Source organism: Flavobacterium gyeonganense (genome assembly GCF_029625295.1).
GTDB lineage: Bacteria > Bacteroidota > Bacteroidia > Flavobacteriales > Flavobacteriaceae > Flavobacterium > Flavobacterium gyeonganense.
This window is the reverse complement of record NZ_CP121112.1, coordinates 4,024,442-4,049,073: the sequence shown is the minus strand read 5'-3', so window position 1 is coordinate 4,049,073 and position 24,632 is coordinate 4,024,442. Positions and strand designations below refer to the sequence as shown.

Below are 24,632 nucleotides of genomic sequence, written 5' to 3'. Positions count from 1 at the left end.
GCTTTTTTATTATATACTCACCTATTTATGATTTTTTTTAATTTTTTTTAAGATATTTTTAATTAACAACAGACGACAGCAATACCAAGATAGAAAGACTTCCCTTCCATTCCTGGCGAAGCTTAAGTAAACCGCGGTGTAAAAGATTATTTGCCGATTGATAATTTACATCTAACATTTCTGCAATTTGTTCGACTGATAATCCTTGGTTGTATCTTAAAAATAATGCTTCTTTTTGGCGTGAAGGCAATTCATTTAGTAATTTATTGAGATAAAGCACATTTTCAGCAGTAGCCTCATCATCAATAAGTTCATGTTCTACCGAAAAATCAAAAAGAAACTCAATTGAATCGGTGGTTGTAATTTTTTTAAAAATATGGTCACGTTCATACAATCTTGCAATTCTTTTTCGGACACTTGATAATAAATAGGCCTTTACAACATTAGGCTCCTGCAATGATTCACGATACAGCCAAATATCTGCAAATACATCCTGAACGCAATCCTGAACCTTTTCTGCAAAAGGAGAAAATGAATTTCCATAATGAATTAAATCACCATAATACTTTTCAAAAAGTAAGGAAAAAGATTTTTCATCTCCTGCTTTAAGTTTGCTCCAAAGTTTACGATCGTCGTAAGTTTTTAATGTTAAGATTTGGGTCTTCATCATATTTTCCGGTTTACATTAGAATTTCACCCAAACTTATTTTTAAAAATTCAGCATTTATTAGTTTAATTAATTATTCAAAAACTAAATTATTAGGGCTAAAATATAATTGTCATAAGGATGAAAGTAAATAATTACAAAAACATAATTATAATTTAACATTATATTTAGTTTTTGTTTTATAAATATAGTTAGCTTAAATTTTAAAACAAATTTTTTTATAAAAAAGTAAACTCATATTTAAACTTTTAGATTTTCATAATTATATACAAAAAAACCTTGCTAATATTTAACAAGGTTTTTTTAGGTATTTATTAATAATGACTTTTAAAAAGCTACATTCCACCTAGGCAATTTTGCATTTTCATCAAGGAAATTCTGCAAAACCTGTCCTTCAACTGCAGTTGGAATAGCTTTAACATCAGCATTAAAAGTTTCATACCAGACCACTTCAAGAGCTTCAATATTTTCTAACTTCATTTGTGAAGGCCATGAGTATTTTCTTCCAGTTTTGGCAAATTGGTGTCCATTTACAATTTTATCATATAGACCACCATTTTTACTTTTTAAAATACCATCATTCTGAACAGTTCCTGTAGAAGCTACCATAATTAATTCCTTTGCATCACCTTCAACTGCATACACAATAAAAATTCCTGCACTCCCTTCTGGAGCATTACAGACCTGTTCTAAACTGTCTTCTACCGTAAAAGTAAAACTATTACTTACTTCAAACTTTTTTAATTCTTTCTTCATTTTTCTTGTTTTAAGCTACTCAGATTCTGAGAATCTGAGTAGCCAATTTTTTAATTATATTCCTGACACCTTAAAAATGTAAAAAAGTCTCAACAAAATATTGAGACTTTTTTGGAATTTGTTATTTTGAATATTGGAGATTATCCCAACACTTCTTTTACTTTTTTACCAATTTCAGCTGGTGAATCAACAACATGGATTCCGTTGTCTCTCATGATTTGTTTTTTAGCAGCAGCTGTATCATCAGAACCACCAACAATAGCACCTGCGTGTCCCATTGTTCTACCTGCTGGAGCAGTTTCTCCTGCAATAAAACCAACAACTGGTTTACGGTTACCATCAGCTTTAACCCATTTAGCAGCATCAGCTTCTAATTGACCTCCGATTTCACCAATCATGATGATGATTTCAGTTTCCGGATCGTTCATTAATAACTCAACAGCTTCTTTAGTTGTAGTTCCAATAATTGGGTCACCACCGATACCAATTGCAGTAGTGATTCCTAAGCCTTGTTTTACAACCTGGTCAGCAGCTTCATAAGTTAAAGTTCCTGATTTAGAAACGATACCAACAGATCCTTTTTTGAAAACAAAACCTGGCATAATACCAACTTTAGCCTCACCCGGAGTAATAATTCCAGGACAGTTTGGTCCAATTAATCTAGAATTTCTTTCTTTAACATAATTATTTGCTTTAATCATATCTGCTACAGGAATTCCTTCTGTAATAGCAATGATTACTTTAATTCCGGCGTCAGCAGCTTCCATAATTGCATCAGCAGCAAAAGCTGGCGGAACAAAAATGATCGATGTATCAGCTCCAGCCTGATCTACAGCATCTTTTACTGTGTTAAAAACCGGACGATCTAAATGGCTAGTTCCTCCTTTTCCAGGAGTTACACCACCTACAACATTAGTACCGTACTCAATCATTTGAGAAGCGTGGAAAGTTCCTTCGCTACCTGTAAATCCCTGAACAATTATTTTGGAATCTTTATTAACTAAAACACTCATGATATATATTTTATGTAGTTTTTAAAATTGTGATGCAAAAGTAAGGTTTTGTAACTTATTTTCACCTTTTTTATCGGCAAAAAATATCACGAAAATTGACTCATTTGATAACCACGATATAATTTACCGTCTTTTATCTGCCAAATTGTAAAAAAATGGGCTAATAACATTTCTTCACGAGGATTTTCGATTGTTTTTACATAATGAGAGTAACGTACTGAAACCAAATCATCTTCGGCAATTATATGAGTAATCCTTACTTTTGAACGAACATAGGCCCGATTTAATTCATTAGCCATATTTATTATCGAATCGTAATCCATATGGATTAACCCTCTGCTGCTATTCCACTCTATTGTAACGTCAGGATGCAGATAGGTTTTAAAAATTTCACTATCAATCAGAGCATCCGATTTATAAAATTTTTGCACAAATTCTTTAATAGACATATTACTTTAATTTATTTAGAATTTCAGGAATCTTTTTGATATTCGCTAATTGTTTCAGCTTTTCTCTTGATTCTTCTATTGGAGTTCCAAAGTAAGATTTTCCTCCTTCAACAGATTTAGTAACACCCGTTTGTCCCATCACAACAGCTTTTGCGCCAATTGTAATTCCGCTGGTAGTTCCAACCTGTCCCCATAGCGTTACTTCGTCTTCAATAATTACGCAGCCTGCAATACCTGTCTGAGAAGCAATTAAACATTTTTTCCCGATAACGGTATCATGTCCAACATGAACCTGATTATCTAGTTTTGTTCCCTCCCCAATAGTTGTATCTCCTGTTACACCTTTATCAATCGTACAAAGCGCTCCAATTCCAACATTATTTTCAATTACAACTCTTCCGCCCGAAATTAGCTGATCAAAACCTTCAGGACGCTTTTTATAATAAAACGCATCAGCTCCTAAAATAGTACCGGCATGAATAATTACATTATCTCCAATTACTGTATGATCGTAAATAGAAACATTAGAATGAATTAGACAGTTTTTACCAATTGTAACGTGATTTCCAACAAAAGAATTTGGCTGAATAACGGTCCCTTCACCAATTTGTGCCGATGGAGCAATAGCAACATTCGCAAATTGAAAAGGCTTAAAATGCCTTGTGAGGACATTAAAATCCCTGAAAGGATCATCAGAAATTAAAAGAGCTTTACCTTCTGGACAATCTACCTTCTTATTGATTAAGACAATAGTTGCAGCCGATTGTAAAGCCTTATCATAATATTTTGGATGGTCAACAAAAACGATATCTCCCGGTTCAACTACATGTATCTCGTTCATGCCTAAAACCTCAAAATTTTTATCACCAATAAATTCGCAGCTAAGCAAATTTGCAATTTCTAGTAAAGAGTGAACCTTTGGAAATTTCATATTTTATAATTAGAAAATGTGCTAATTGGAAATGAGTCAATTAGAATGTGAATATACAAATTATGCCGATTCACAAATTACCTAACTGACTCATTGCCAAATTATATCAATTAAAAAATTACTCTTTTACACGCTCCATATAAGAACCTGAAGCAGTATCTATTTTTATTTTATCACCTTCATTGATAAACAGTGGAACATTTATTGTTGCTCCTGTCTCAACCGTAGCAGATTTCGTTGCATTTGTTGCTGTGTTACCTTTTACACCTGGTTCAGCATATGTAACTTCCAGAACTACAGATGCAGGCATATCTACTGATAATGGTAAATCTGTTTCTGTGTTGATCTGAACCATTACATTTGTTCCTTCTTTCAATAAATCCGGAGCATCAAGAATATTTTTATTTAAAGAAATCTGCTCAAAGGTTTCAGCATTCATAAAATGAAACTCATCACCTTCCGGATATAAAAACTGAAATGTATGTGTTTCAACTCTAATAACGTCAATTTTGTGACCTGCTGAAAAAGTATTATCTAATACTTTTCCTGAAGTTAAACTTTTTAATTTTGTTCTTACGAAAGCTGGTCCTTTTCCTGGTTTTACGTGAAGAAATTCAATGATTTTATAAATATCGTGATTAAATTTAATACACAATCCGTTTCTAATATCTGATGTAGATGCCATTTTTTTGTTTTTTATTTAATGTTTGTATTCATCAATATTGTTTCGATTAACATTAAACGATACAAATTGCCGAATAAATTTTATTTAGTAATTCCCTGAATATCCCTTCATTACACCTCTTGATGAATTTCTGATAAAATCTAAAATTTCATCTCTTTCAGGAGTAGCTTCCATTTCTGCTTCTATAATACTCAGTGCCTGAGTAGTATTATAATTTTTTTGGTATAAAATTCTGTAGATATCCTGTATTTCTCTAATTTTTTCGGTTGAAAAACCTCTTCTCCTTAATCCTACTGAGTTAATACCAACATAAGATAAGGGTTCTTTTGCAGCTTTGGTATATGGCGGAACATCTTTTCTTAATAATGATCCTCCGGAAATCATAGCATGATCTCCAACACTAATAAATTGGTGAACTGCAGATAAACCTCCAATTATGGCATAATTACCAATAGTAACATGACCTCCTAAAAGAACTCCATTAACAATAATAGCATTATTACCTACATGGCAGTCATGAGCAATATGTGCAGTTGCCATTATTAAACAATTATTACCTATAACTGTCTGTCCAGAAGCTATTGTTCCTCTATTTATAGTTACACATTCTCTTATTGTACAATTATCTCCAATAATAGCCAGAGAATCTTCTCCTCCAAATTTTAAATCCTGAGGAACTGCTGAAATTACAGCGCCTGGGAAAATGTTACAGTTTTTACCAATTCTTGCACCTTCCATGATAGTTACATTTGAACCTATCCAGGTACCATCACCAATAACAACATTATTATGAATTGTTGTAAAAGGCTCAATTACAACATTTTTAGCGATTTTAGCGCCAGGATGAACATATGCTAATGGTTGATTCATCTGTATTTTTTATATTTTAATAAATAATCTAAATTTAGGCAACAAACGTAAACAATAATTTTGATTAATTATTGTTTTTTCGCAATTTGAGCCATTAATTCTGCTTCAGCTACTAATTTCCCGTTTGCATAAGCATTTGCCTGCATATGACATATTCCTCTTCTGATAGGAGAAATTAAATCACACTTGAATATTAGAGTATCTCCTGGTAAAACTTTGTGTTTAAATTTAACATTATCTATTTTCATAAAATATGTCAAATAATTTTCAGGATCCGGAACTGTACTTAAAACTAAAATTCCACCTGTTTGTGCCATTGCTTCAACAATTAATACCCCCGGCATTACAGGAGCATCAGGAAAATGACCCACAAAGAAATTTTCATTCATGGTAACATTTTTCAATCCCACTACATGACTTGATGACATTTCAATAATTCTGTCAATCAACAAAAATGGAGGTCTATGAGGCAATACAGCCATGATTTTATGGATATCCATCAAAGGCTCCTGATTTAAATCATAAACCGGAATATGGTTTCTCTGCTCTATTTTTATAATTTTTGCTAATTTTTTTGCAAATTGAGTATTTACATAATGCCCAGGTTTATTAGCAATAATTTTTCCCTGAATTCTAACTCCAATCAAAGATAAATCACCAATAACATCCAACAGTTTATGTCTTGCAGCCTCGTTTGGATAATGTAAAGTCAGATTATCAAGAACACCGTTTGGTTTAACAGAAATTTCATCTTTTCCGAAGGCTTTTTTAAGACTCTCCATTGTAGAATCAGAAATCTCTTTATCTACGTAAACAATAGCGTTATTTAAATCGCCACCTTTTATCAGTCCGTTTTCTAATAAAGATTCTAATTCGTGTAAAAAGCTAAACGTTCTCGAGTTTGAAATTTCATCTTTAAAATCAGAAATACTTTTTAATGTCGCATTTTGAGTACCTAAAACTTTAGTTCCAAAATCTACCATTGTAGTAACCTGATAATCATCACTTGGCATAACCAAAATCTCACTACCTGTAGCCTCATCAGTAAATGAGATTACCTCTTTTACTACATAAACATTTCGTTTTGCATCCTGCTCTTCGATACCAGCTTTTTCAATAGCCTCAACAAAATATTTTGAAGAACCATCCATAATAGGTAGTTCTGAAGCATTTAACTCTATAATAACGTTATCCAGATCACACCCTACTAATGCTGCTAAAACGTGTTCAGGAGTTTGAATTTTCACACCTAATTTTTCTAAATTGGTACCTCTTTGTGTGTTAACAACATAATTGGCATCTGCCTCAATTATTGGCTGACCTTGCAAATCAATCCTAACAAAAGTGAAACCATTATTAATAGGAGCAGGTTTAAAAGTCATAGTAACTTCTTTTCCAGTATGTAATCCAACTCCTGTTAGTGAAATTTCATTCTTGATGGTCTTCTGTTTAACCATTATTTCCATTTTTTGGGTTTATTATTTGTTTCTTTAATTCTTCTAATTCGGCAACAATCTTAGGCAAGTTCTTAAAATGCACATAGGATTTACTAAAATCACTATAACCAAAAGTTGGACTTCCCTGCAAAACTTCGTCATCTTTAATGTTTCTGCCAATTCCTGACTGTGCCTGTACTCGAACATTATTTCCTATTACTAAGTGTCCTGCAATACCTACCTGACCTCCAATCATACAGTTTTCACCAATTTTTGTTGAGCCTGCAACTCCTGATTGAGCTGCGATAACAGTATTTCTTCCAATCTCTACGTTATGTGCAATCTGGATCTGATTATCTAATTTTACTCCTTTTCTAATAATTGTAGACCCAAGTGTTGCCCTGTCTATTGTAGTATTGGCACCAATATCTACATTATCTTCTATAATAACATTCCCAATTTGTGGAACTTTAGTATACTCACCATCTTCATTTGGGGCAAAACCAAAACCATCAGCTCCAATGATACTCCCTGAATGAATTGTACAATTATTACCAATTATCGTTTCAGAGTAAATTTTAGCGCCTGCAAAAATATATACATTATCACCAATAACAACATTATCACCAATAAAACTGTTTGGATATATTTTTACATTATTACCCAAAGTTACATTTTGCCCTACATAACTAAAACTTCCCAAATACAGGTTCTCACCATATTTAGTGCCCTCAGTTAGAAAAGCATGTTTTTCGATTCCACTTTTATTTAATTTAACCTGATTATAAAATTCCAAAAGTTTTGAAAAAGACGCATAAGCATCTTCAACTTTAATTAAAGTGGTTGTAATTTCAGATTCCGGAACAAAAGAATCATTAACAATTGTAATAGATGCTTTTGTTGTATATATGTAGTTAATATATTTAGGATTTGCCAGGAAAGTAAGAGAACCTTCCTCTCCTTCTTCTATTTTAGAAAGCCGGGAAACTTCTGCATTGGGATCACCAACAACTTCTCCTTCTAAAATTCCTGCTATTTGTTCTGCTGTAAATTTCATCCCGACAAAAATATAAAAAATAGGTTTTAAATGTTAATTTTAGATAAGTTGTTTTGGAAAACAGATGTAATATTTTGTCACCAATTTAGATAACGATTTCAAATTCAACTGGTCAGATGCCTCAACAACATCTTCAATTGTTTTGTCTTTTTTCAAAATTCGTATAGGTTCTGCTTCTTTACTGTAAGCCTGATTTTTAATTTTCCCTCTAAAAATAAAGTAGCCTGCTTCCAGCTGGGAAATATTATGCTCCTCTGCAAATTCTTCTTTCATTGCCTGAGATTCCTCCATTGGAATTTTATCAGCACTCATTTTAATTTTCAATAAATCCCTGTTAATGATCATTTTACTCAAAGTAGACAATATAAAATCATTATGCTTCTGCCAAGCTTTCAAAGCGCTAATAATATCAAAATCATCTAATTGAGAAAATAAATCTAATTTTTCAGCATCAAAATTTTCAAGTGAAATCTTATTTTGCATGAAATATAAAAGAGGTTCACTACAATGCAATTTAACTCCCTTCAATGTTAGTTCTTTAGCTCGTTTAAGTACTTTCATCAAAATTAATTCGGCTACCAGACTTGTTTTATGCAAATAAGCCTGCCAGTACATTAATCTTCTTGATAATAGAAATTTTTCTACTGAATAAATCCCTTTTTCTTCTATAACTAAAACATCGTTTTCAACATTCATCATCTGGATGAGACGCTCAGAATTGACATTTCCCTCTGCAACTCCAGTATAAAAACTATCGCGTTTTAAATAATCCATTCTGTCCATATCCAACTGGCTCGAAATCAATTGCAGCATGAACTTTCTGTGATATTCTCCTTTAAAAACCTGAATTGCCAAACTCAGCTTTCCATCAAATTCATGGTTTAGCTGATTCATAAACAATAATGAAATGGATTCATGGTTAACATCTTCTACAATACTCTTTTCCATTGCATGCGAAAAAGGCCCATGACCAATATCATGCAGTAAAATAGCAATCAATAAAGCACACTCTTCATCACTTGAAATAGCAACTCCCTTAAAACGAAGTGTTTCAATTGCCTTTTGCATCAAATGCATACAGCCCAAAGCATGATGAAAACGTGTATGATTAGCTCCCGGGTAAACCAAATACGACAATCCCATTTGAGAAATACGTCTCAAACGCTGAAAATACGGATGCTGAATTAAATCATAAATAAGCTCATTCGGAATAGAAATGAAGCCATAAATCGGGTCATTGAATATTTTTAACTTATTGATATGATTCACTATTTCTGGTGTTTTTTTTAAGTGAACAAATATAAGTAATTAACTATAAACCGTTTTCTGTTTATCTTAAAAAACAAAGAAATTCATTTTACTAAAGAGAAAAACAAAACATCATTCAATATTTCTTAGTTGTATTTTTTAAGATGTTAATAACTAAGGATTAGTTTTCGTGTTGCTATAAACGATGTCACTTTCAAAATTAATATATTTGAAAGTAACAAAAATTTGGAAATTCATGAGAATAGAAACCGATCTTAAATTAGGCTTTAAAGATGTCATGATCAGACCCAAAAGATCGACGTTAAAAAGCAGGGCTGAAGTATCTTTACAAAGAAATTTTATTTTTTTGCACAGTTCAGCAGCATGGACAGGAATTCCAATTATGGCAGCAAATATGGATACTGTAGGCACTTTTGAAATTGCTGCTGTTTTAGCTAAAGAAAAACTTTTTACTGCTATTCATAAACATTATTCGCTTCAGGAGTGGAATAATTTTCTACAAAACGTATCTCCTGATTTCTATAATTACATTGCTATTAGCACAGGAACAGGAAAAGAAGATGCTTCAAAAATTACAGAAATTATTAAAGCCAATCCGTTATTGAAATTTATTTGTATCGATGTTGCTAATGGATATTCAGAACATTTTGTGCAGTTTTTAAAACAAACCCGCCAACAATATCCGGATAAAGTGATTATTGCAGGAAATGTAGTAACCGGCGAAATGACAGAAGAATTATTATTAGCCGGAGCAGATATCGTTAAGGTCGGAATTGGCCCTGGTTCCGTTTGTACTACCCGAGTAAAAACCGGCGTGGGATATCCGCAGCTCTCGGCTATTATTGAATGTGCAGATGCAGCTCATGGTTTGGGAGGGCATATTATCAGTGACGGAGGCTGTACTACACCCGGTGATGTTGCCAAAGCTTTTGGTGCAGGTTCAGATTTTGTAATGCTTGGCGGAATGCTGGCCGGACACACAGAAAGCGGTGGTGAAATGATCGAAATAAAAGGCGAAAAATTCAAACAGTTTTACGGAATGAGTTCTGCAACTGCAATGGACAAACATGCCGGAGGAGTAGCTGAATACAGAGCCAGTGAAGGAAAAACAGTTCAGATTCCGTTTAAAGGCAATGTCATCAACACAATTTTAGATATCTTAGGCGGTTTGCGCAGCACATGTACATATGTGGGTGCTTCCAGACTAAAAGAATTGACAAAAAGAACCACTTTTATACGCGTAAGCGAGCAGGAAAATCAGGTTTTCACAAAATAAAGTTATGATTAAAATTACTGAAGCATACATTGAGGATATTAGTAAAATTCAACAAATTGCGCATCTAACCTGGCCAATTACATATGGTCAAATTTTGACGGATGAACAATTAGATTACATGCTCGATTTAATTTATTCTGATGAAGCTTTAATCAGTCAAATCGAGAAAAAAGAGCAATTATTTTACTTGATTTCAGAAAACGAATCAATTTTAGGTTTTATCGGAATTGAGCATGATTATAAAAATGAACCAGTAACCCGAATTCATAAAATCTATCTTTTGCCTGAAACACAGGGGAAAGGTATTGGCAAAAAAGTAATTGAAGAGATTCAAAAACTGGCTTTAGAAAATAATTCAACAAGCTTATCTTTAAATGTAAACCGTTTTAACTCTGCATTAAGTTTTTATAAAAAAATAGGATTTGAAATCATTGATGAAGTCAATATTGACATTGGAAATGGCTACCTAATGGAGGATTATGTGATGGAAAAAAAGTTGTAATCAGCTCACAATTACATCATGCTTAAACAATAAACCTTTTACTTCATTCAAAGCAAAAACAGCTTTTTTAAGTTTCGTTTTGGATGGATCAATGGTGTAATTATAACTCGTTTTGAAATCAACTTTGTTGGCAATCGCTTTATTAAACTCAGAACGATACAAATCACAATTATCAAAAAGAACACTAGTAAGATCGGCAGCCATAAAATCGACGGCAACTAAACTGCAATTTGTAAAAGTTGTTCCTTTTATTTTTAAGGTATAAAACTTTGAAAAATCTAAAATACAATCGTTAAAATGAATTTCGAAAATGAGTTTGTCGCACATGGCAAAATTTACATCTTTGATTTCACACCGATTAAAAGTTGCTGTTCTAAAAGCCACATAATTGATTTTTGCTTCAGAAAAAGTGCAGTCATTAAAAACACAGTCAATAAATGTAACGGCTAAAAAAGTGCAGGCAGAAAAATTACAATTATTAAAAACACAAGATTCAAATTCCTTAAAATTAGCACCATCCTTATCATAAATGACATTATTATATTCTTTATCAAGGAAATACTCGCTCGTCATTAAAGATTTATTGTTTAATTTAAAATAAAAACGCAAGAATCAAATGTATGATAATTGCGTTTAGACTGAATATTATTTTACTAATTATTTTTTATGTACTCTTTTTAAAAGAAAAATTGCAGTCACGAAAAACAATCCTAAGAATACAATTGCCAAACGAGGACTTCCTGTAATTTGATCGATAATTCCGTAAAGACACATCCCTATTACGATTCCAATTTTTTCAGCTACATCATAAAAGCTAAAAAATGATGCTGTATCTTCTGTTTCGGGCAATAATTTTGAATACGTTGAGCGTGACAAAGCCTGAATTCCTCCCATTACAAATCCTGCTACCGTAGCCATTACATAAAAATGTATTGGCAAGGTAATAAAAAAAGCAAGTGCACAAAAAACTGCCCAAATAGTATTGATAACAATTAAAGTTGGGATGTTACCAAATTTCTCTGAAGCTCTAGAAGTTAAAATAGCTCCGATTACAGCAACCAATTGTATAATTAAAATACAAATAATCAAACCGATGGTACTTTCTTCTTTAGATGCCCACTGAATTTCCTGTGCTCCAAAATAAGTCGCTACCAACATTACAGTCTGAACCGCCATACTTGACACGAAAAATCCGCCTAAGTATCTTTTTAAAGGAATATTATTCTGTAATATTGCCCAAACTTTCTTTAATTCTTTAAAGCCATTAAACACAACATCTTTCGATAACTTTTGATTGGTTTCTTTGCTTCCCTTAGGTAAAAAATAATAGCTGTACTGGCTAAACAAAATCCACCACACTCCTACCATAATAAAAGAATATCTCATGGCTTTCATAGCTGCTTCACCATCTGTTCCAGTGATTCCAAATATTTTTGGTTTCATAATCATTGCCAGATTGATAATCAGTAAAATTACACTTCCAATATACCCTAAAGAATACCCTTTGGCACTAATTTTATCCTGCTGTTCAGGAAACGCAATATCCGGCAAATAGGAATTATAGAAAACCAAACTTCCCCAATAACCAATAAGCCCCAGAAAATAAAACAATAATCCGATGTAAATGTTTTCAAGGTTAAACCAATACAGTCCCATGCAGGATAAAGCCCCAACATAGCAGAAAAATTTCATGAATGATTTTTTATTCCCAACATAATCTGCAATACCGGATAATAATGGTGAAAAGACGGCTACAAATACAAAGGCAAATGCGGTTACAAAACTAATCAGGGCTGAATTTTTCAATTCCAATCCAAAAACTTCTATATAATGTCCTCGTTCAGAAAATAAGGCTTCGTAAAAAATAGGAAATACAGCTGATGCGATTGTAAGAGTGTAAACTGAATTTGCCCAATCATAAAAGGCCCAGGCATTCAATAATTTTTTACTCCCTTTTGGTAAGTTCGTCATGGTTATGGTTTTGAAGGAGCTAATTTATTTATTTTTTCTTATAAACATCACTGAATCTTCATTAATAAATAATCAATAATTAGTTTTATTGATGATGATAAGGTTCATTTCTTAAAATTGTAAAACCTCTGTACAATTGTTCTATAAAAAACAAACGCACCATCTGATGTGAAAAAGTCATCAGTGAAAGTGAAATTTTGCCTTGTGCCTTACTATAAACTGTTTCTGAAAAGCCATAAGGCCCCCCAATTACAAAAACCAGCGTTTTGATTCCGGAATTCATCTTTTTTTGCAACTCTTCAGAAAAACCAACACTTGAGAAGTTTTTTCCGTTTTCATCCAATAAAATCAACTGATCTGTAGGTGTCAATTTAGATAAAATCAACTCTCCTTCCTTCTCTTTTTGCTGGCTTTCAGATAAATTCTTTACATTCTTAATATCGGGAATGATTTCTAAATCAAATTTGATATAAAACGACAACCGTTTAGTATAATCATCGATTAATGTTTGTAATGATTTGTTATCCGTTTTGCCAATGGCGATAAGTTTGATATTCATTTTTAAATTGATTTATGAACAGCAAAGATAAAAATGATTTGAAGTCTATAGCATTAATTTTATTAGTATACCTGAAAATGCCGCTATTAAAATAATAATTGGCTCAGCTATTTTTTTTATAAATATTAAAGCAAAAATAGTAAGAATTGCAATTAATGCGGTCGACACATCAACAATACTTCTTGATGCAATTATAACTACAGCCCCTACTAATGCCCCAATAACTGCTGCTGTGATACCTGTAACAAAGTTTTTTATAGATTCATTTTTTGCAATTTTATGAAAGTAAGGAGCCGGAATAACCGTGAATAAATAACACGGCAAAAATGTCGCTAATGAAGATACACATGCGCCTGAAAATCCGGCAACAATATATCCTATAAAAGCAACTGTAATTACTACCGGGCCTGGAGTAATCATTGCTATAGCAACAGCATCAAGGAATTGCTGTTCACTTAACCAGTGATTTTCTGTCACTACACCTGCATATAAAAAAGGGATTATCGCTAAACCGCTTCCAAAAACAAAGGCTCCAGCTTTGATAAAGAAAATTGCTATTTTTTGTAAAATTGTCAGCTCATCATTAAAAAATAAAATTTGCAGCATAAACAAGGAGTATGTTTTTTTCGTTCTCCAAAATTTTTGAGGAGATTTATAAAACATATACATAAGACCTGCACAAATAAATAATAAAATATGCTCTCGTTTTGTTACCAATGTTATAGCCAAAGACACTCCAAATATTAACCATAAAAGCCAATTATTTTTTAGTGATTCTAATGTAAACTTTCCAATAGCTTTTTGTGTAAGTTTATATGAGCTCATTACGATAATTCCAATTACTGCCGCGCCAACACCATAAAAAATAGCCTGCAGCCATGACAGTCCTCCGTAGATCGTATAAGTAATACTTAATAAGACAACAATAATAAAGGAAGGAATTATAAAAGCTAATCCAGCCAGTGTCGCACCTAAAATTCTATAATGCAAAAAACCTAAATAAATACCAAGTTGTGCCGCTAAAGGTCCCGGAGCCAGTTGTGCTAATGCCAGACCTTCTCTATAGTTCTCCTCTGAAATCCATTTACGCTTTTCTACCAGATCTTCATGCATGTAACCTACTAAAGCAACAGGACCTCCAAATCCGGTTGTTCCCAGTTTCAAAAAATAGTAAACAAGCTGTCGTAAAGTATAAGTTGGTTTTTCTATCATGACAATTTTCTTTAAAATAAAACTCCGAATTGAAATCCAATAGTAAACGTTGCCGGTTTATCATTGCCAAATCGGGCAGGCAAAGGCAAAGCAGCATAGTAACTGCAATTTTCACTTTTAATAAGTGTCTTATTGAAAACCGGAGTAAAACCATACCTGCCGGAAGTTTCAAAGGCGGCTCTTCCTGCAAAAGAAAATCCGCTTCCGAGAGGTACCAAAACACCCGGATGAAAGGTTAAATTACTTGATTTACTTACTCCAGCTTCGTCTTTGATTGTTGGAACAATTTCGAAGGAAAATCCTATTTTAGAAGTTTTCCATAAATTGATTCCTATTGGAAAAGCTACAACATAATGACCATCAAAGTTCGTTGTTGTTTCATCTTCACTGAAAGTAACAATTGGATGCATAATGCCCACATAGCCATTAATTTTTGGATAAGTAGTTTGAGAATAAGCTGTTTTAAAAAATAATAAAAAAAGAAAAATAATTTTTGTAATCCGTGTCATTTTTGTTTGTTTAATTAATTTAAACAAAGCTACGGAGCTTAAAAAGCAACAAATAGGATACTATTTACCTTTTGTATCTGAATTACTTTTTTGCTGTTTTTTTCTAAATGAAGAAGGATTTTCACCAGTATGAAGCTTAAAAATTCTGGTAAAATGACTTTGATCTGAAAAACCTGTTAAGTAAGAGATTTCAGTTAACGTATAATTTGAATTCTGAATAAGGTTTATAGCCTTTTCAATTCTGATTTTCCTAATATAATCCCCAAAATTGAGATCTTCAAAATATTTAGAAAATTCTCTTGATAAATAAGAAGGATTCAATTCTAAATCGGTTGATATTTTTTTGAGGTCAAATGTAAACTGAGCATCAATCTGGTCCTGAATCATTTCTTTTAATTCATTTACCCAACCCGGAACTTTCTTTTTCTCTGTTTTATTCGTTTTTAAAAACTTAATGTAAACTTCATGTAGTAAATTTTCAAAAGGACTATTTTGAAGGTGTTTTTGATGATATAAATGAGAAGCCCAGCTATATAAAGCATCATAAATCACCATTCCCATTTCTAAAAGTTTAGCATCATCAGTAATATTATGCGCCAATCCTGCAGAAATTGCCCAAAGCCCAGCCGATTCATTAGCAATATCATGTCTGTCTGTATCAGCTCCCCGAACTATTTTTGAAATTACAGCAATAGCAGGATCATTAATTTTGTGTTTTTTAACTATATAGTCAAATGTACACTGATCTTCATAATGCGTGTATTCGACTCCGGGAATATCAAACGGAATTGCATTTAGCTTTTTTGCTTCTTCAATAACATTATCAAAAGGAACATAAATAAATTCAGCTTCAGCATCAACAAATTTCTGAATTAGCCATGGACAAGCTAAACGGTCTATTTTAGGTCGTTCCCGAGTAATCCATTTCATTTGTTACTTTTTAGAAAATTGGTTTTCAAAGGTTATAAATCTGGCATCCAAATCTTTTAATAATTGCTTTTTTACTGATGCATCCTGAATAAAACTGTAATTGATACTGTTGTAAACATATTGTTTTATTGTTGCATACGAAACATCTGGGTATCTTTTTGCCAATAAAACGTATTGTTCTGTCATATTGGTTCGCAAAATTCCTGCATCATCTGTACTAATTACAATTGGTACATTAAACTCTTTATAAAGTGCAAAAGGATGTCTTCCCTCTTTTACTTTTAAAATAAATTCGTTACTGGCCAAATTAATTTCAATAGGAATATTATTTTTTGACATATAGCGCAATAAGTCATACGAATTTGCTTCATAAGCAATATCAACTCCGTGTCCAATTCTATTGGCTCCGGCTATATAAATCGCCGAATTAATATGCCAGGTTAAATCTTCTGGCTGAACCAATCCTAATGTCAATTCACCTGCATGAAGCGTATATTTTACGTTAGGAAATTGAGAATGGCAATATTTAAACATCACCATATGCAACCAATAATCTTTCATGGAAGTTTCGCCATCTTCAGGAGAAACAATGTTTACGCCAGCAACCAGTTTACTTTCATTTCCGGAAATAAAAGCAATAGTAAGATTTTTAAACAAATCAACAGGTTCCATAAAGCGTAATACGAAATTTTGATAACGCATCGTAAATCTATCATCGTCAATTTTTAAATCTCTGTGAAGTTTTGTTATAAAATTGTTATTAAAATCTTCCGCATATTTTTTAGCATTTCTTTGTTGAATGTTTTTATACAGATCATCCAGAAGTTTTAAAACAGCTTTTTCATTTTTTTGAACAGAAGCCTCACGAAGTTTTAAATTGAAATCATTCAGATCATCTACTTTCATATCACATGGAATTGTAGACAATTGCGTTTCAATATAACTTACATTTTCAGAAAGTGCACGGTTCTTAAGTTCTGTCAAGCCTTCTGCAAAATGACCTTCGATTGCAGGAGAAAACTTTTGAAAAGAATCAAAAAACAAATCATCAGAAGGAACAGTCACACCATTAAAGTCTTTAGCTGACCAGGTTTGCATTATCTGCTGTTTATAAAAAGCCAGTTTTCCTGTGTTTTTTAACGACGAAAAAGTCTCCCAATCTCCTTTTACAGGTTTTATTTTGGAAACTTCCATCGTTTCTAAATTTAGATAAAAATCTTCTGCAATAACTCTTTCTAAAAGAGGTTCTGCATAAACAGATCCTGAAAAATGGTGGTGTAAATCGCCTCCTTTTGGCATTTGCTGAAAGAAAGCTGTTAAGAGAGCCTCATTATTTCTGATTTTTTCTAAATAATTTCCAACCGATTGAGAGAAATTAAATTGTGTTATCAAAAAACAGAAAAGTGTAATTATCCTTGTCATACTCTAAGTTTAAATTACATGCAAATATAGTCAATTTTGAAGACATTTGAGATATTAGCATAAGTTGCCATTTTTATAGTTTTGAATGTGTATCAATATTCTAAAAATTAACATTTTAAAAAAATCAAAAGCTTTTTAAGGCATTTATGTCGTTTTATTAAGCAAATTATTCAAATAAAAAAACAAATAAATACTTTTCATCAATCTCTATTTTAAGGAATCATCAAAAAATTAAATTTAAGGACATAACTATTACGATTTCAATTTTTCTATTATAAACGATTTTTCTCTTTTTGAATCTAAAATTGACTGTTTCCTGAATTTTTATATTCTGTATTTCTGTTTCAATTTGTTTGTTTAACTTTGTTCAAAACATATAAAAATGAAACAATTAGTTATATTACTTATTGCTTTTGCTACATTTTCTTGTACAAATGCTCAAAAGAACAATTTTTCGGAAGTAGCATTATCTGAAAAATTATTATCAACGAATGAAAGTCAGGTTGCATTTAAAGACATATTAAATAAATACAAAGGAAAAACTTTGGTAATTGAAGTATGGGCTTCATGGTGTGGTGACTGTGTAAAAGCAATGCCAAAAATAAAAGAACTTCAAGCAAATAATCCTGATGTCTCTTATTTATTCATTTCAGCTGATAAAACCGCTGATAAATGGAAAATCGGAATTGAAAAACACGAATTGAAAGGTGATCATTACATGATGAATGACGGAATGAAAGGTGTTTTTGGGAAATCAATTGATTTAGACTGGATTCCCAGATATATTATTCTTGACAAAACCGGAAAAATTGTACTATATCGTGCCATAGAAACCGACTTTGATAAAATCAATGAGACACTAAAAAGTCTTAAATAATTTCAATTTAAACAACCTTTAAAATTCATAAAAAACAAAAAATTAATACCTATCCAAAATGAGAAAACAAATTGTTGCAGGAAACTGGAAAATGCATAAAAATGCTAGTCAAACAGAAGAATTACTAAGCGAGTTAATTTCAAAAATTCCTGCAAAAACAAACGCACAGGTTATCGTTGCACCAACATTTATCAACTTGGCTGCAGCTGCTGCAAAATTAAAAAATACTCCTATTGGAGTTTCCGCTCAAAATGTTCACCAGGCTGAAGGCGGGGCTTTTACCGGAGAAATTTCTGCTGATATGTTAAAAAGTGTTGGAGTTGATACCGTAATTTTAGGTCACTCAGAACGCAGAGCTATTTTTAATGAAACTGATGCCTTAATTGCTAATAAAGTTGACACAGCTTTAAAACACGAAATGACTGTTATTTTTTGTTTTGGAGAAGAATTAAAAGACCGTCAATCAGACAATCATTTCAACATTGTTGAAAATCAATTACGTGATGGATTATTTCACATTTCAAAAGAATCATGGTCAAATGTAGTTTTGGCTTATGAGCCAGTTTGGGCTATTGGTACAGGGGAAACAGCTTCTCCTGAGCAGGCACAGGAAATGCATGAATTTATCAGAGAAACAATTCGTAAAGCTTTTGGAAATGATATTGCTGATGAAGTTTCTATATTATATGGTGGTTCAGTTAAACCGGAAAATGCAAAAGAAATATTCTCTAAACCTGATGTAGACGGCGGTTTAATTGGGGGTGCGGCTCTAAAAGCTGATGACTTTCTTGCAATTGTAACAGCTATTTAATTAGATATATATAAAACAAAACCCGATAACTTAATTTATCGGGTTTTGTTTTTATTCTGTAATATTAGATGTAGTCACATAAAAATCTTTACTTACTTCAATTGTTTTCTGATTGCCCGTAGTTTTCTCAGATTTCCATTCTGTTGTTGGTTTTAACCAAGTATCAATTCCATTTAGTTTTACTTTTACCGGCATATCAAATTTAGCCACACAATTAGACCAATGGTAGCCAAAAGATCCGTCTTTAAAAATATACTCTAAAACTGGAATTTTAGTCGTCGTTAAATATTGAGCAAATACCCTGTTTAAATTAATTCCAGACTGATTATTAATATAATCTTCAATCTGTTTAGATGTAACTGTCTGATGATAAAACGTACTGTTCAGACCTCTTAAAATAGATTTCCATTTCACATCATCATTAATTACCTGACGAATCATGTGCAGCATATTTGCTCCTTTTGGATACATATCACCAGATCCTTCATTATTTACATTATAGTGTCCTATAATTGGAATGTCATTTTCAATATTTTTTCTACATCCTATAACATATTCTGCTCCTGCTTCTTTTCCATAATAATATTCCAGAAAAAGGCTCTCCGAGTAATTAGTAAAACTCTCATGAATCCACATATCTGCAATATCTTTGTAGGTAATATTATTTGCAAACCATTCATGCCCTGATTCATGAATAATAATAAAATCGAATTTTAGTCCCCAGCCAGTTCCGCTCAAATCACGTCCTAAATATCCATTTTTGTACTGATTCCCATAAGTAACACTACTTTGATGCTCCATTCCCAGATAAGGAGCTTCAACCAATTTATAACTATCTTCATAAAAAGGATATGGTCCAAACCAGTTTTCAAAAGCTTTCATCATTTTTGGAACATCTTTAAATTGTTTTTTAGCTGAGGCTAAATTGTAACTCAAAACATAATAATTACAGTCTAAATCACCTTTTTCACCTTTATATTTCTCAGAAAAGTTTACATAATCACCAATATTTATATTTACACCATAATTATTAATAGGATTAGAAACGTACCAGTTAAATGTCTTTGTACCATCTTTTTGTTTTTTGATACTTTTTAATCTTCCATTTGAAACATCAGTCAAATCTCCCGGAACATTTACACTAATTAACATGTCTTCTACTTCATCATACATATGATCTTTACATGGCCACCAAATACTGGCCCCTAATCCCTGACATGATGAAGCTATAAAGTCTTTCCCATTTTTGTCTTTTTTCCAGGTAATTCCTCCATCCCATGGCGGATTAACCGCTTCTTTAGGTTTTCCTCCAAACGAAACAATAATCTCTTTAATTTCTCCTACTTTCTGATCTGCAACCAACTGAACAAAAAAAGCATTTCCATCTCTTTCAAATTTCAATTCTTTTCCGTCCTGTGTCACTTTATATATTTCCATTGGTTCCTGTAAATCAATCTGCATTTTCATAGACTCGTTTAAAACTGTATACCGAATTGTATTTGAACCTGAAATAGTTTTATCAACCGGATCTACCTTTATATCCAAATGATAATATTTTAAATCCCACCATGCTCTTTCTTTTGTTATACTTCCCCTTAAAGTATCCTGATGTGTAAATACCTTTTGTGACTTATTTAGAAGTCCTTGTGAGTTTGAAGTAAAAACTATAAATAGGAAGGTAAAAGTAATTATATAACTTTTCATTAATATAAATTTAAATTTTATAACAAAAATAAACATTCAATTCATTTTAATTACCTCTTTCCAACTTAAAATCAGAAACTTTTATAAAACAAAAAACCCTATTCTTATTCAGAATAGGGTTTTCAAAAGAAAGGCGACGACATACTCTCCCACAAAACTGCAGTACCATCTGCGCAGGCGGGCTTAACTTCTCTGTTCGGAATGGGAAGAGGTGAGCCCCGCCGCAATAACCACCTTAAGGTCGTTTGTTGCTTTGGCAACTTTTTTAATTGACAATTGATAATTAACAACTGATAATTAAAAACAATATCTTAACATACTGAGATAAAGAAAAGTATTTTTGTATTAGAAAGTTTCTCCCCGAGCCTTGCGGCTCGGGAAAAGGGTGTACATAAGCTTACGGATTATTAGTACTACTCGACTATGACATTACTGCCTTTACATCTATAGCCTATCAACGTGGTCATCTTCCACGATCCTTAAAAGAAATCTCATCTTGTGGTGGGTTTCGCGCTTATATGCTTTCAGCGCTTATCCCTTCCCAACGTAGCTACTCTGCGGTGCCCCTGGCGGGACAACAGATACACTAGAGGTTAGTCCAATTCGGTCCTCTCGTACTAGAATCAGATCCACTCAAATTTCTAACGCCCACAGTAGATAGAGACCGAACTGTCTCACGACGTTCTGAACCCAGCTCGCGTGCCACTTTAATGGGCGAACAGCCCAACCCTTGGGACCTTCTCCAGCCCCAGGATGTGACGAGCCGACATCGAGGTGCCAAACCCCCCGTCGATATGAGCTCTTGGGGGAGATCAGCCTGTTATCCCCGGCGTACCTTTTATCCTTTGAGCGATGGCCCTTCCATGCGGAACCACCGGATCACTATGCTCTACTTTCGTACCTGATCGACCTGTATGTCTCTCAGTCAAGCTCCCTTATGCCATTGCACTCTACGCACGGTTACCAAGCGTACTGAGGGAACCTTTAGAAGCCTCCGTTACTCTTTTGGAGGCGACCACCCCAGTCAAACTACCCACCAAGCACTGTCCCCCGCAATACGGGGTTAGGCCTCAGATAAACAAAGGGTTGTATTTCAACAATGACTCCACAACGCCTGGCGACGCCACTTCATAGTCTCCAACCTATCCTACACATCATTTATCCAAGGTCAATACTAAGCTATAGTAAAGGTGCACAGGGTCTTTTCGTCCCACTGCGGGTAAACGGCATCTTCACCGTTACTACAATTTCACCGAGCTCATGGCTGAGACAGTGTCCAGATCGTTACACCATTCGTGCAGGTCGGAACTTACCCGACAAGGAATTTCGCTACCTTAGGACCGTTATAGTTACGGCCGCCGTTTACTGGGGCTTCAATTCAATGCTTCTCCGAAGATAACATCTCCTCTTAACCTTCCAGCACCGGGCAGGTGTCAGGCCCTATACTTCATCTTACGATTTTGCAGAGCCCTGTGTTTTTGATAAACAGTCGCCTGGACCTCTTCACTGCGGCCAGCATTGCTGCTGGCGACCCTTCTCCCGAAGTTACGGGTCTATTTTGCCTAATTCCTTAGCCATGAATCTCTCGAGCACCTTAGGATTCTCTCCTCAACTACCTGTGTCGGTTTACGGTACTGGTACTAATTACCTGAAGTTTAGAGGTTTTTCTTGGAAGCCCTTAGGCGCACTATCTCTTTGTCCGAAGACTCCGAGTACTATTGTATTTCACCATTCCCTACGGATTTGCCTATAGGAAATATAGCTAGGTACTTTAACGAACTATTCCGTCAGTTCGCGGCGCTTTCATCACTCCGTCACCCCATCACAGTAATTAGTAGTACGGGAATATTAACCCGTTGGCCATCGACTGTCCCTTTCGGGTTCGCCTTAGGACCAGACTAACCCACAGCTGATTAGCATAGCTGTGGAAACCTTAGTTTTTCGGTGTGCGGGTTTCTCGCCCGCATTATCGTTACTTATGCCTACATTTTCTTTTCCAGCCAGTCCAGCATACCTTACGATACACCTTCAACCCTGCTGGAATGCTCCCCTACCACTTGCAGTAAACTGCAAATCCATAGCTTCGGTAATATGCTTATGCCCGATTATTATCCATGCTCGTCCGCTCGACTAGTGAGCTGTTACGCACTCTTTAAATGAATGGCTGCTTCCAAGCCAACATCCTAGCTGTCTGGGCAGACAAACCTCGTTCTTTCAACTTAGCATATATTTGGGGACCTTAGCTGATGGTCTGGGTTCTTTCCCTCTCGGACTTGGACCTTAGCACCCAAGCCCTCACTGCTGTAAAACATTATATAGCATTCGGAGTTTGTCAGGAATTGGTAGGCGGTGAAGCCCCCGCATCCAATCAGTAGCTCTACCTCTATATAACTATTATCAGCGCTGCACCTAAATGCATTTCGGGGAGTACGAGCTATTTCCGAGTTTGATTGGCCTTTCACCCCTACCCACAGGTCATCCGAAGACTTTTCAACGTCAACCGGTTCGGTCCTCCACTGTGTGTTACCACAGCTTCAACCTGCCCATGGGTAGATCACACGGTTTCGCGTCTAACACTACTGACTAAAGCGCCCTATTCAGACTCGCTTTCGCTACGGATCCGTGGCTTAACCACTTAACCTTGCCAGCAACGTTAACTCGTAGGCTCATTATGCAAAAGGCACGCCGTCACCCCACAAAAGGGCTCCGACCGCTTGTAAGCGTATGGTTTCAGGATCTATTTCACTCCGTTATTCACGGTTCTTTTCACCTTTCCCTCACGGTACTGGTTCACTATCGGTCTCTCAGGAGTATTTAGCCTTAGCGGATGGTCCCGCCAAATTCAGACAGGGTTTCACGTGCCCCGCCCTACTCAGGATACCACTATCTATTATACTTGTTACCCATACGGGGCTATCACCCTCTATGGCGTCACTTTCCAGTAACTTCCGGTTCCGTGTACATAAAATATCGTGGTCCTACAACCCCAATCATGCCGTAACAAAATTGGTTTGGGCTAATCCGCGTTCGCTCGCCACTACTTACGGAATCACTTTTGTTTTCTTCTCCTCCGCCTACTTAGATGTTTCAGTTCAGCGGGTTTGCCCACCTATCGGTGTACTATGTCTTCAACATAGTGGGTTGCCCCATTCGGGTATCTGCGGATCAAATGGTGTGTGCCCATACCCGCAGCTTTTCGCAGCTTATCACGCCCTTCATCGCCTCTGAGAGCCTAGGCATCCCCCATACGCCCTTATTTTGCTTATTGTACCAATCATTCACTTAAGAATGACCGTTTTTTTTGTCTTTTGTTTTTTTGTATTACTACAGAAAACAAAAAACGCTTTCTACTTTTTAAATTTTTCTTATCTCAATATGTCAATGAACTTTAACAATTAATAATTATCAATTGATAATTGTCAATTATTTCGTGGAGAATAACGGAGTCGAACCGTTGACCTCCTGCGTGCAAGGCAGGCGCTCTAGCCAGCTGAGCTAATCCCCCATTTTTTAGTTGTCAGTTAACAGTTTTTAGTTAACAGTACTTAAAACGGTTACTCAACCTCTAAAATTTCCTTTTTTAAGTTAAAATAGTAGTCCCGGGCAGACTCGAACTGCCGACCCCTACATTATCAGTGTAGTACTCTAACCAGCTGAGCTACGAGACTCTGTTTTTACTTAATTTTCATTATTTTTTAAATTAACAGCAAGAGTAATTGAACCTTA

22 protein-coding genes, 2 tRNA genes and 2 rRNA genes are annotated in these 24,632 nt (G+C 34.2%); 4 read left to right on the top strand and 22 right to left on the bottom strand.

Features of this window, described 5'->3' with window-relative positions; all coding sequences use genetic code 11:
• Positions 1-58: 58 nt before the first annotated feature.
• The 10 genes from P5P89_RS17560 to P5P89_RS17515 form a co-directional block, all read right to left on the bottom strand.
• Complete coding sequence (locus P5P89_RS17560) at positions 59-667, bottom strand: RNA polymerase sigma factor (RefSeq protein ID WP_278012037.1); 609 nt, start codon at positions 665-667, stop codon at positions 59-61.
• Between the two features lie 327 nt (positions 668-994).
• A complete protein-coding gene (locus tag P5P89_RS17555; RefSeq protein WP_278009471.1) occupies positions 995-1,423 on the bottom strand; it encodes a hypothetical protein in 429 nt (142 codons plus the stop codon).
• Between the two features lie 140 nt (positions 1,424-1,563).
• Positions 1,564-2,436, bottom strand: coding sequence for a succinate--CoA ligase subunit alpha (sucD, locus tag P5P89_RS17550; RefSeq protein ID WP_110308046.1), 873 nt, complete (start codon positions 2,434-2,436; stop codon positions 1,564-1,566).
• 86 nt (positions 2,437-2,522) lie between these two features.
• Positions 2,523-2,885, bottom strand: a complete 363-nt coding sequence (locus tag P5P89_RS17545; RefSeq protein WP_340696491.1) for a nuclear transport factor 2 family protein — start codon at positions 2,883-2,885, stop codon at positions 2,523-2,525.
• Between the two features lies 1 nt (position 2,886).
• Positions 2,887-3,816, bottom strand: a complete 930-nt coding sequence (locus tag P5P89_RS17540) for a UDP-3-O-(3-hydroxymyristoyl)glucosamine N-acyltransferase (RefSeq protein WP_278009469.1) — start codon at positions 3,814-3,816, stop codon at positions 2,887-2,889.
• A gap of 118 nt (positions 3,817-3,934) precedes the next feature.
• The gene (gene efp, locus P5P89_RS17535; RefSeq protein ID WP_223683306.1) at positions 3,935-4,501 is read right to left on the bottom strand and encodes an elongation factor P; all 567 of its coding nucleotides are present in this window, start codon (positions 4,499-4,501) and stop codon (positions 3,935-3,937) included.
• Between the two features lie 84 nt (positions 4,502-4,585).
• On the bottom strand, positions 4,586-5,371 hold the full coding sequence (lpxA, locus tag P5P89_RS17530; protein WP_223683305.1) for an acyl-ACP--UDP-N-acetylglucosamine O-acyltransferase: 786 nt from the start codon (positions 5,369-5,371) through the stop codon (positions 4,586-4,588).
• Positions 5,372-5,439: 68 nt separating this feature from the next.
• Positions 5,440-6,828: a bifunctional UDP-3-O-[3-hydroxymyristoyl] N-acetylglucosamine deacetylase/3-hydroxyacyl-ACP dehydratase gene (locus P5P89_RS17525; RefSeq protein WP_223683304.1), complete on the bottom strand. Its 1,389-nt coding sequence runs from the start codon at positions 6,826-6,828 to the stop codon at positions 5,440-5,442.
• Positions 6,821-7,864: a UDP-3-O-(3-hydroxymyristoyl)glucosamine N-acyltransferase gene (gene lpxD, locus P5P89_RS17520; protein ID WP_278009468.1), complete on the bottom strand. Its 1,044-nt coding sequence runs from the start codon at positions 7,862-7,864 to the stop codon at positions 6,821-6,823. Before lpxD ends, P5P89_RS17525 begins: the two co-directional genes overlap by 8 nt.
• 39 nt (positions 7,865-7,903) lie before the next feature.
• Entirely contained in the window at positions 7,904-9,133 is a 1,230-nt protein-coding gene (locus P5P89_RS17515; RefSeq protein WP_278009467.1) for an HD domain-containing protein, read from the bottom strand.
• Positions 9,134-9,368: 235 nt separating this feature from the next.
• Between P5P89_RS17515 and guaC the strand changes: the two genes are divergently transcribed.
• Both guaC and P5P89_RS17505 read left to right on the top strand, forming a co-directional pair.
• Positions 9,369-10,409 (top strand): GMP reductase, encoded by a 1,041-nt coding sequence (gene guaC, locus P5P89_RS17510; RefSeq protein ID WP_278009466.1) that lies wholly within the window; start codon positions 9,369-9,371, stop codon positions 10,407-10,409.
• 4 nt (positions 10,410-10,413) lie between these two features.
• Complete coding sequence (locus P5P89_RS17505) at positions 10,414-10,911, top strand: GNAT family N-acetyltransferase (RefSeq protein WP_278009465.1); 498 nt, start codon at positions 10,414-10,416, stop codon at positions 10,909-10,911.
• Here P5P89_RS17505 and P5P89_RS17500 read toward each other — a convergent pair whose 3' ends face one another.
• From P5P89_RS17500 to P5P89_RS17470, 7 genes are all read right to left on the bottom strand, one after another.
• A complete protein-coding gene (locus tag P5P89_RS17500) occupies positions 10,912-11,484 on the bottom strand; it encodes a pentapeptide repeat-containing protein (protein WP_278009464.1) in 573 nt (190 codons plus the stop codon).
• A gap of 84 nt (positions 11,485-11,568) precedes the next feature.
• Complete coding sequence (locus P5P89_RS17495; RefSeq protein WP_110346290.1) at positions 11,569-12,882, bottom strand: MFS transporter; 1,314 nt, start codon at positions 12,880-12,882, stop codon at positions 11,569-11,571.
• A gap of 85 nt (positions 12,883-12,967) precedes the next feature.
• Complete coding sequence (rlmH, locus tag P5P89_RS17490; protein ID WP_078229761.1) at positions 12,968-13,441, bottom strand: 23S rRNA (pseudouridine(1915)-N(3))-methyltransferase RlmH; 474 nt, start codon at positions 13,439-13,441, stop codon at positions 12,968-12,970.
• A gap of 45 nt (positions 13,442-13,486) precedes the next feature.
• The gene (locus tag P5P89_RS17485; protein ID WP_278009463.1) at positions 13,487-14,653 is read right to left on the bottom strand and encodes a chromate transporter; all 1,167 of its coding nucleotides are present in this window, start codon (positions 14,651-14,653) and stop codon (positions 13,487-13,489) included.
• Between the two features lie 11 nt (positions 14,654-14,664).
• Entirely contained in the window at positions 14,665-15,162 is a 498-nt protein-coding gene (locus tag P5P89_RS17480; protein WP_278009462.1) for a hypothetical protein, read from the bottom strand.
• 60 nt (positions 15,163-15,222) lie between these two features.
• On the bottom strand, positions 15,223-16,092 hold the full coding sequence (locus tag P5P89_RS17475; RefSeq protein WP_278009461.1) for a chromate resistance protein ChrB domain-containing protein: 870 nt from the start codon (positions 16,090-16,092) through the stop codon (positions 15,223-15,225).
• 3 nt (positions 16,093-16,095) lie between these two features.
• Complete coding sequence (locus P5P89_RS17470) at positions 16,096-17,514, bottom strand: amidohydrolase family protein (RefSeq protein WP_278009460.1); 1,419 nt, start codon at positions 17,512-17,514, stop codon at positions 16,096-16,098.
• A gap of 382 nt (positions 17,515-17,896) precedes the next feature.
• On the opposite strand from P5P89_RS17470, the gene P5P89_RS17465 reads away from it, so the two are divergent.
• Entirely contained in the window at positions 17,897-18,391 is a 495-nt protein-coding gene (locus P5P89_RS17465) for a TlpA family protein disulfide reductase (RefSeq protein ID WP_031455304.1), read from the top strand.
• Positions 18,392-18,449: 58 nt separating this feature from the next.
• Positions 18,450-19,202, top strand: a complete 753-nt coding sequence (gene tpiA / locus P5P89_RS17460) for a triose-phosphate isomerase (protein ID WP_110346296.1) — start codon at positions 18,450-18,452, stop codon at positions 19,200-19,202.
• A gap of 51 nt (positions 19,203-19,253) precedes the next feature.
• On the opposite strand, the gene P5P89_RS17455 is transcribed toward tpiA, so the two are convergent.
• The 5 genes from P5P89_RS17455 to P5P89_RS17435 all read right to left on the bottom strand — a co-directional run bounded on the left by P5P89_RS17455 (position 19,254) and on the right by P5P89_RS17435 (position 24,574).
• Positions 19,254-20,906 (bottom strand): M1 family metallopeptidase, encoded by a 1,653-nt coding sequence (locus tag P5P89_RS17455; RefSeq protein WP_278009459.1) that lies wholly within the window; start codon positions 20,904-20,906, stop codon positions 19,254-19,256.
• A 128-nt stretch (positions 20,907-21,034) separates the two neighbouring features.
• Positions 21,035-21,144 (bottom strand): 5S ribosomal RNA (rrf, locus tag P5P89_RS17450).
• Between the two features lie 149 nt (positions 21,145-21,293).
• Positions 21,294-24,174: ribosomal RNA gene (locus tag P5P89_RS17445) — 23S ribosomal RNA — on the bottom strand.
• 163 nt (positions 24,175-24,337) lie between these two features.
• Positions 24,338-24,411, bottom strand: a tRNA-Ala gene (locus tag P5P89_RS17440).
• Positions 24,412-24,500: 89 nt separating this feature from the next.
• A tRNA-Ile gene (locus P5P89_RS17435) sits at positions 24,501-24,574 on the bottom strand.
• Positions 24,575-24,632: the final 58 nt, after the last annotated feature.

Bases quoted from the DNA above. Each gene is read 5' to 3' on its own strand.
- rlmH (WP_078229761.1), bottom strand. From the start codon at position 13,441: ATGAATATCAAACTTATCGCCATTGGCAAAACGGATAACAAATCATTA.
- guaC (WP_278009466.1), top strand. From the start codon at position 9,369: ATGAGAATAGAAACCGATCTTAAATTAGGCTTTAAAGATGTCATGATC.
- P5P89_RS17500 (WP_278009464.1), bottom strand. From the start codon at position 11,484: ATGACGAGCGAGTATTTCCTTGATAAAGAATATAATAATGTCATTTAT.
- P5P89_RS17485 (WP_278009463.1), bottom strand. From the start codon at position 14,653: ATGATAGAAAAACCAACTTATACTTTACGACAGCTTGTTTACTATTTT.
- efp (WP_223683306.1), bottom strand. From the start codon at position 4,501: ATGGCATCTACATCAGATATTAGAAACGGATTGTGTATTAAATTTAAT.
- P5P89_RS17545 (WP_340696491.1), bottom strand. From the start codon at position 2,885: ATGTCTATTAAAGAATTTGTGCAAAAATTTTATAAATCGGATGCTCTG.
- P5P89_RS17475 (WP_278009461.1), bottom strand. From the start codon at position 16,092: ATGAAATGGATTACTCGGGAACGACCTAAAATAGACCGTTTAGCTTGT.
- P5P89_RS17555 (WP_278009471.1), bottom strand. From the start codon at position 1,423: ATGAAGAAAGAATTAAAAAAGTTTGAAGTAAGTAATAGTTTTACTTTT.
- P5P89_RS17480 (WP_278009462.1), bottom strand. From the start codon at position 15,162: ATGACACGGATTACAAAAATTATTTTTCTTTTTTTATTATTTTTTAAA.
- lpxA (WP_223683305.1), bottom strand. From the start codon at position 5,371: ATGAATCAACCATTAGCATATGTTCATCCTGGCGCTAAAATCGCTAAA.
- P5P89_RS17540 (WP_278009469.1), bottom strand. From the start codon at position 3,816: ATGAAATTTCCAAAGGTTCACTCTTTACTAGAAATTGCAAATTTGCTT.
- lpxD (WP_278009468.1), bottom strand. From the start codon at position 7,864: ATGAAATTTACAGCAGAACAAATAGCAGGAATTTTAGAAGGAGAAGTT.
- P5P89_RS17465 (WP_031455304.1), top strand. From the start codon at position 17,897: ATGAAACAATTAGTTATATTACTTATTGCTTTTGCTACATTTTCTTGT.
- tpiA (WP_110346296.1), top strand. From the start codon at position 18,450: ATGAGAAAACAAATTGTTGCAGGAAACTGGAAAATGCATAAAAATGCT.
- P5P89_RS17505 (WP_278009465.1), top strand. From the start codon at position 10,414: ATGATTAAAATTACTGAAGCATACATTGAGGATATTAGTAAAATTCAA.
- P5P89_RS17495 (WP_110346290.1), bottom strand. From the start codon at position 12,882: ATGACGAACTTACCAAAAGGGAGTAAAAAATTATTGAATGCCTGGGCC.
- P5P89_RS17525 (WP_223683304.1), bottom strand. From the start codon at position 6,828: ATGGTTAAACAGAAGACCATCAAGAATGAAATTTCACTAACAGGAGTT.
- P5P89_RS17560 (WP_278012037.1), bottom strand. From the start codon at position 667: ATGAAGACCCAAATCTTAACATTAAAAACTTACGACGATCGTAAACTT.
- P5P89_RS17455 (WP_278009459.1), bottom strand. From the start codon at position 20,906: ATGAAAAGTTATATAATTACTTTTACCTTCCTATTTATAGTTTTTACT.
- sucD (WP_110308046.1), bottom strand. From the start codon at position 2,436: ATGAGTGTTTTAGTTAATAAAGATTCCAAAATAATTGTTCAGGGATTT.
- P5P89_RS17470 (WP_278009460.1), bottom strand. From the start codon at position 17,514: ATGACAAGGATAATTACACTTTTCTGTTTTTTGATAACACAATTTAAT.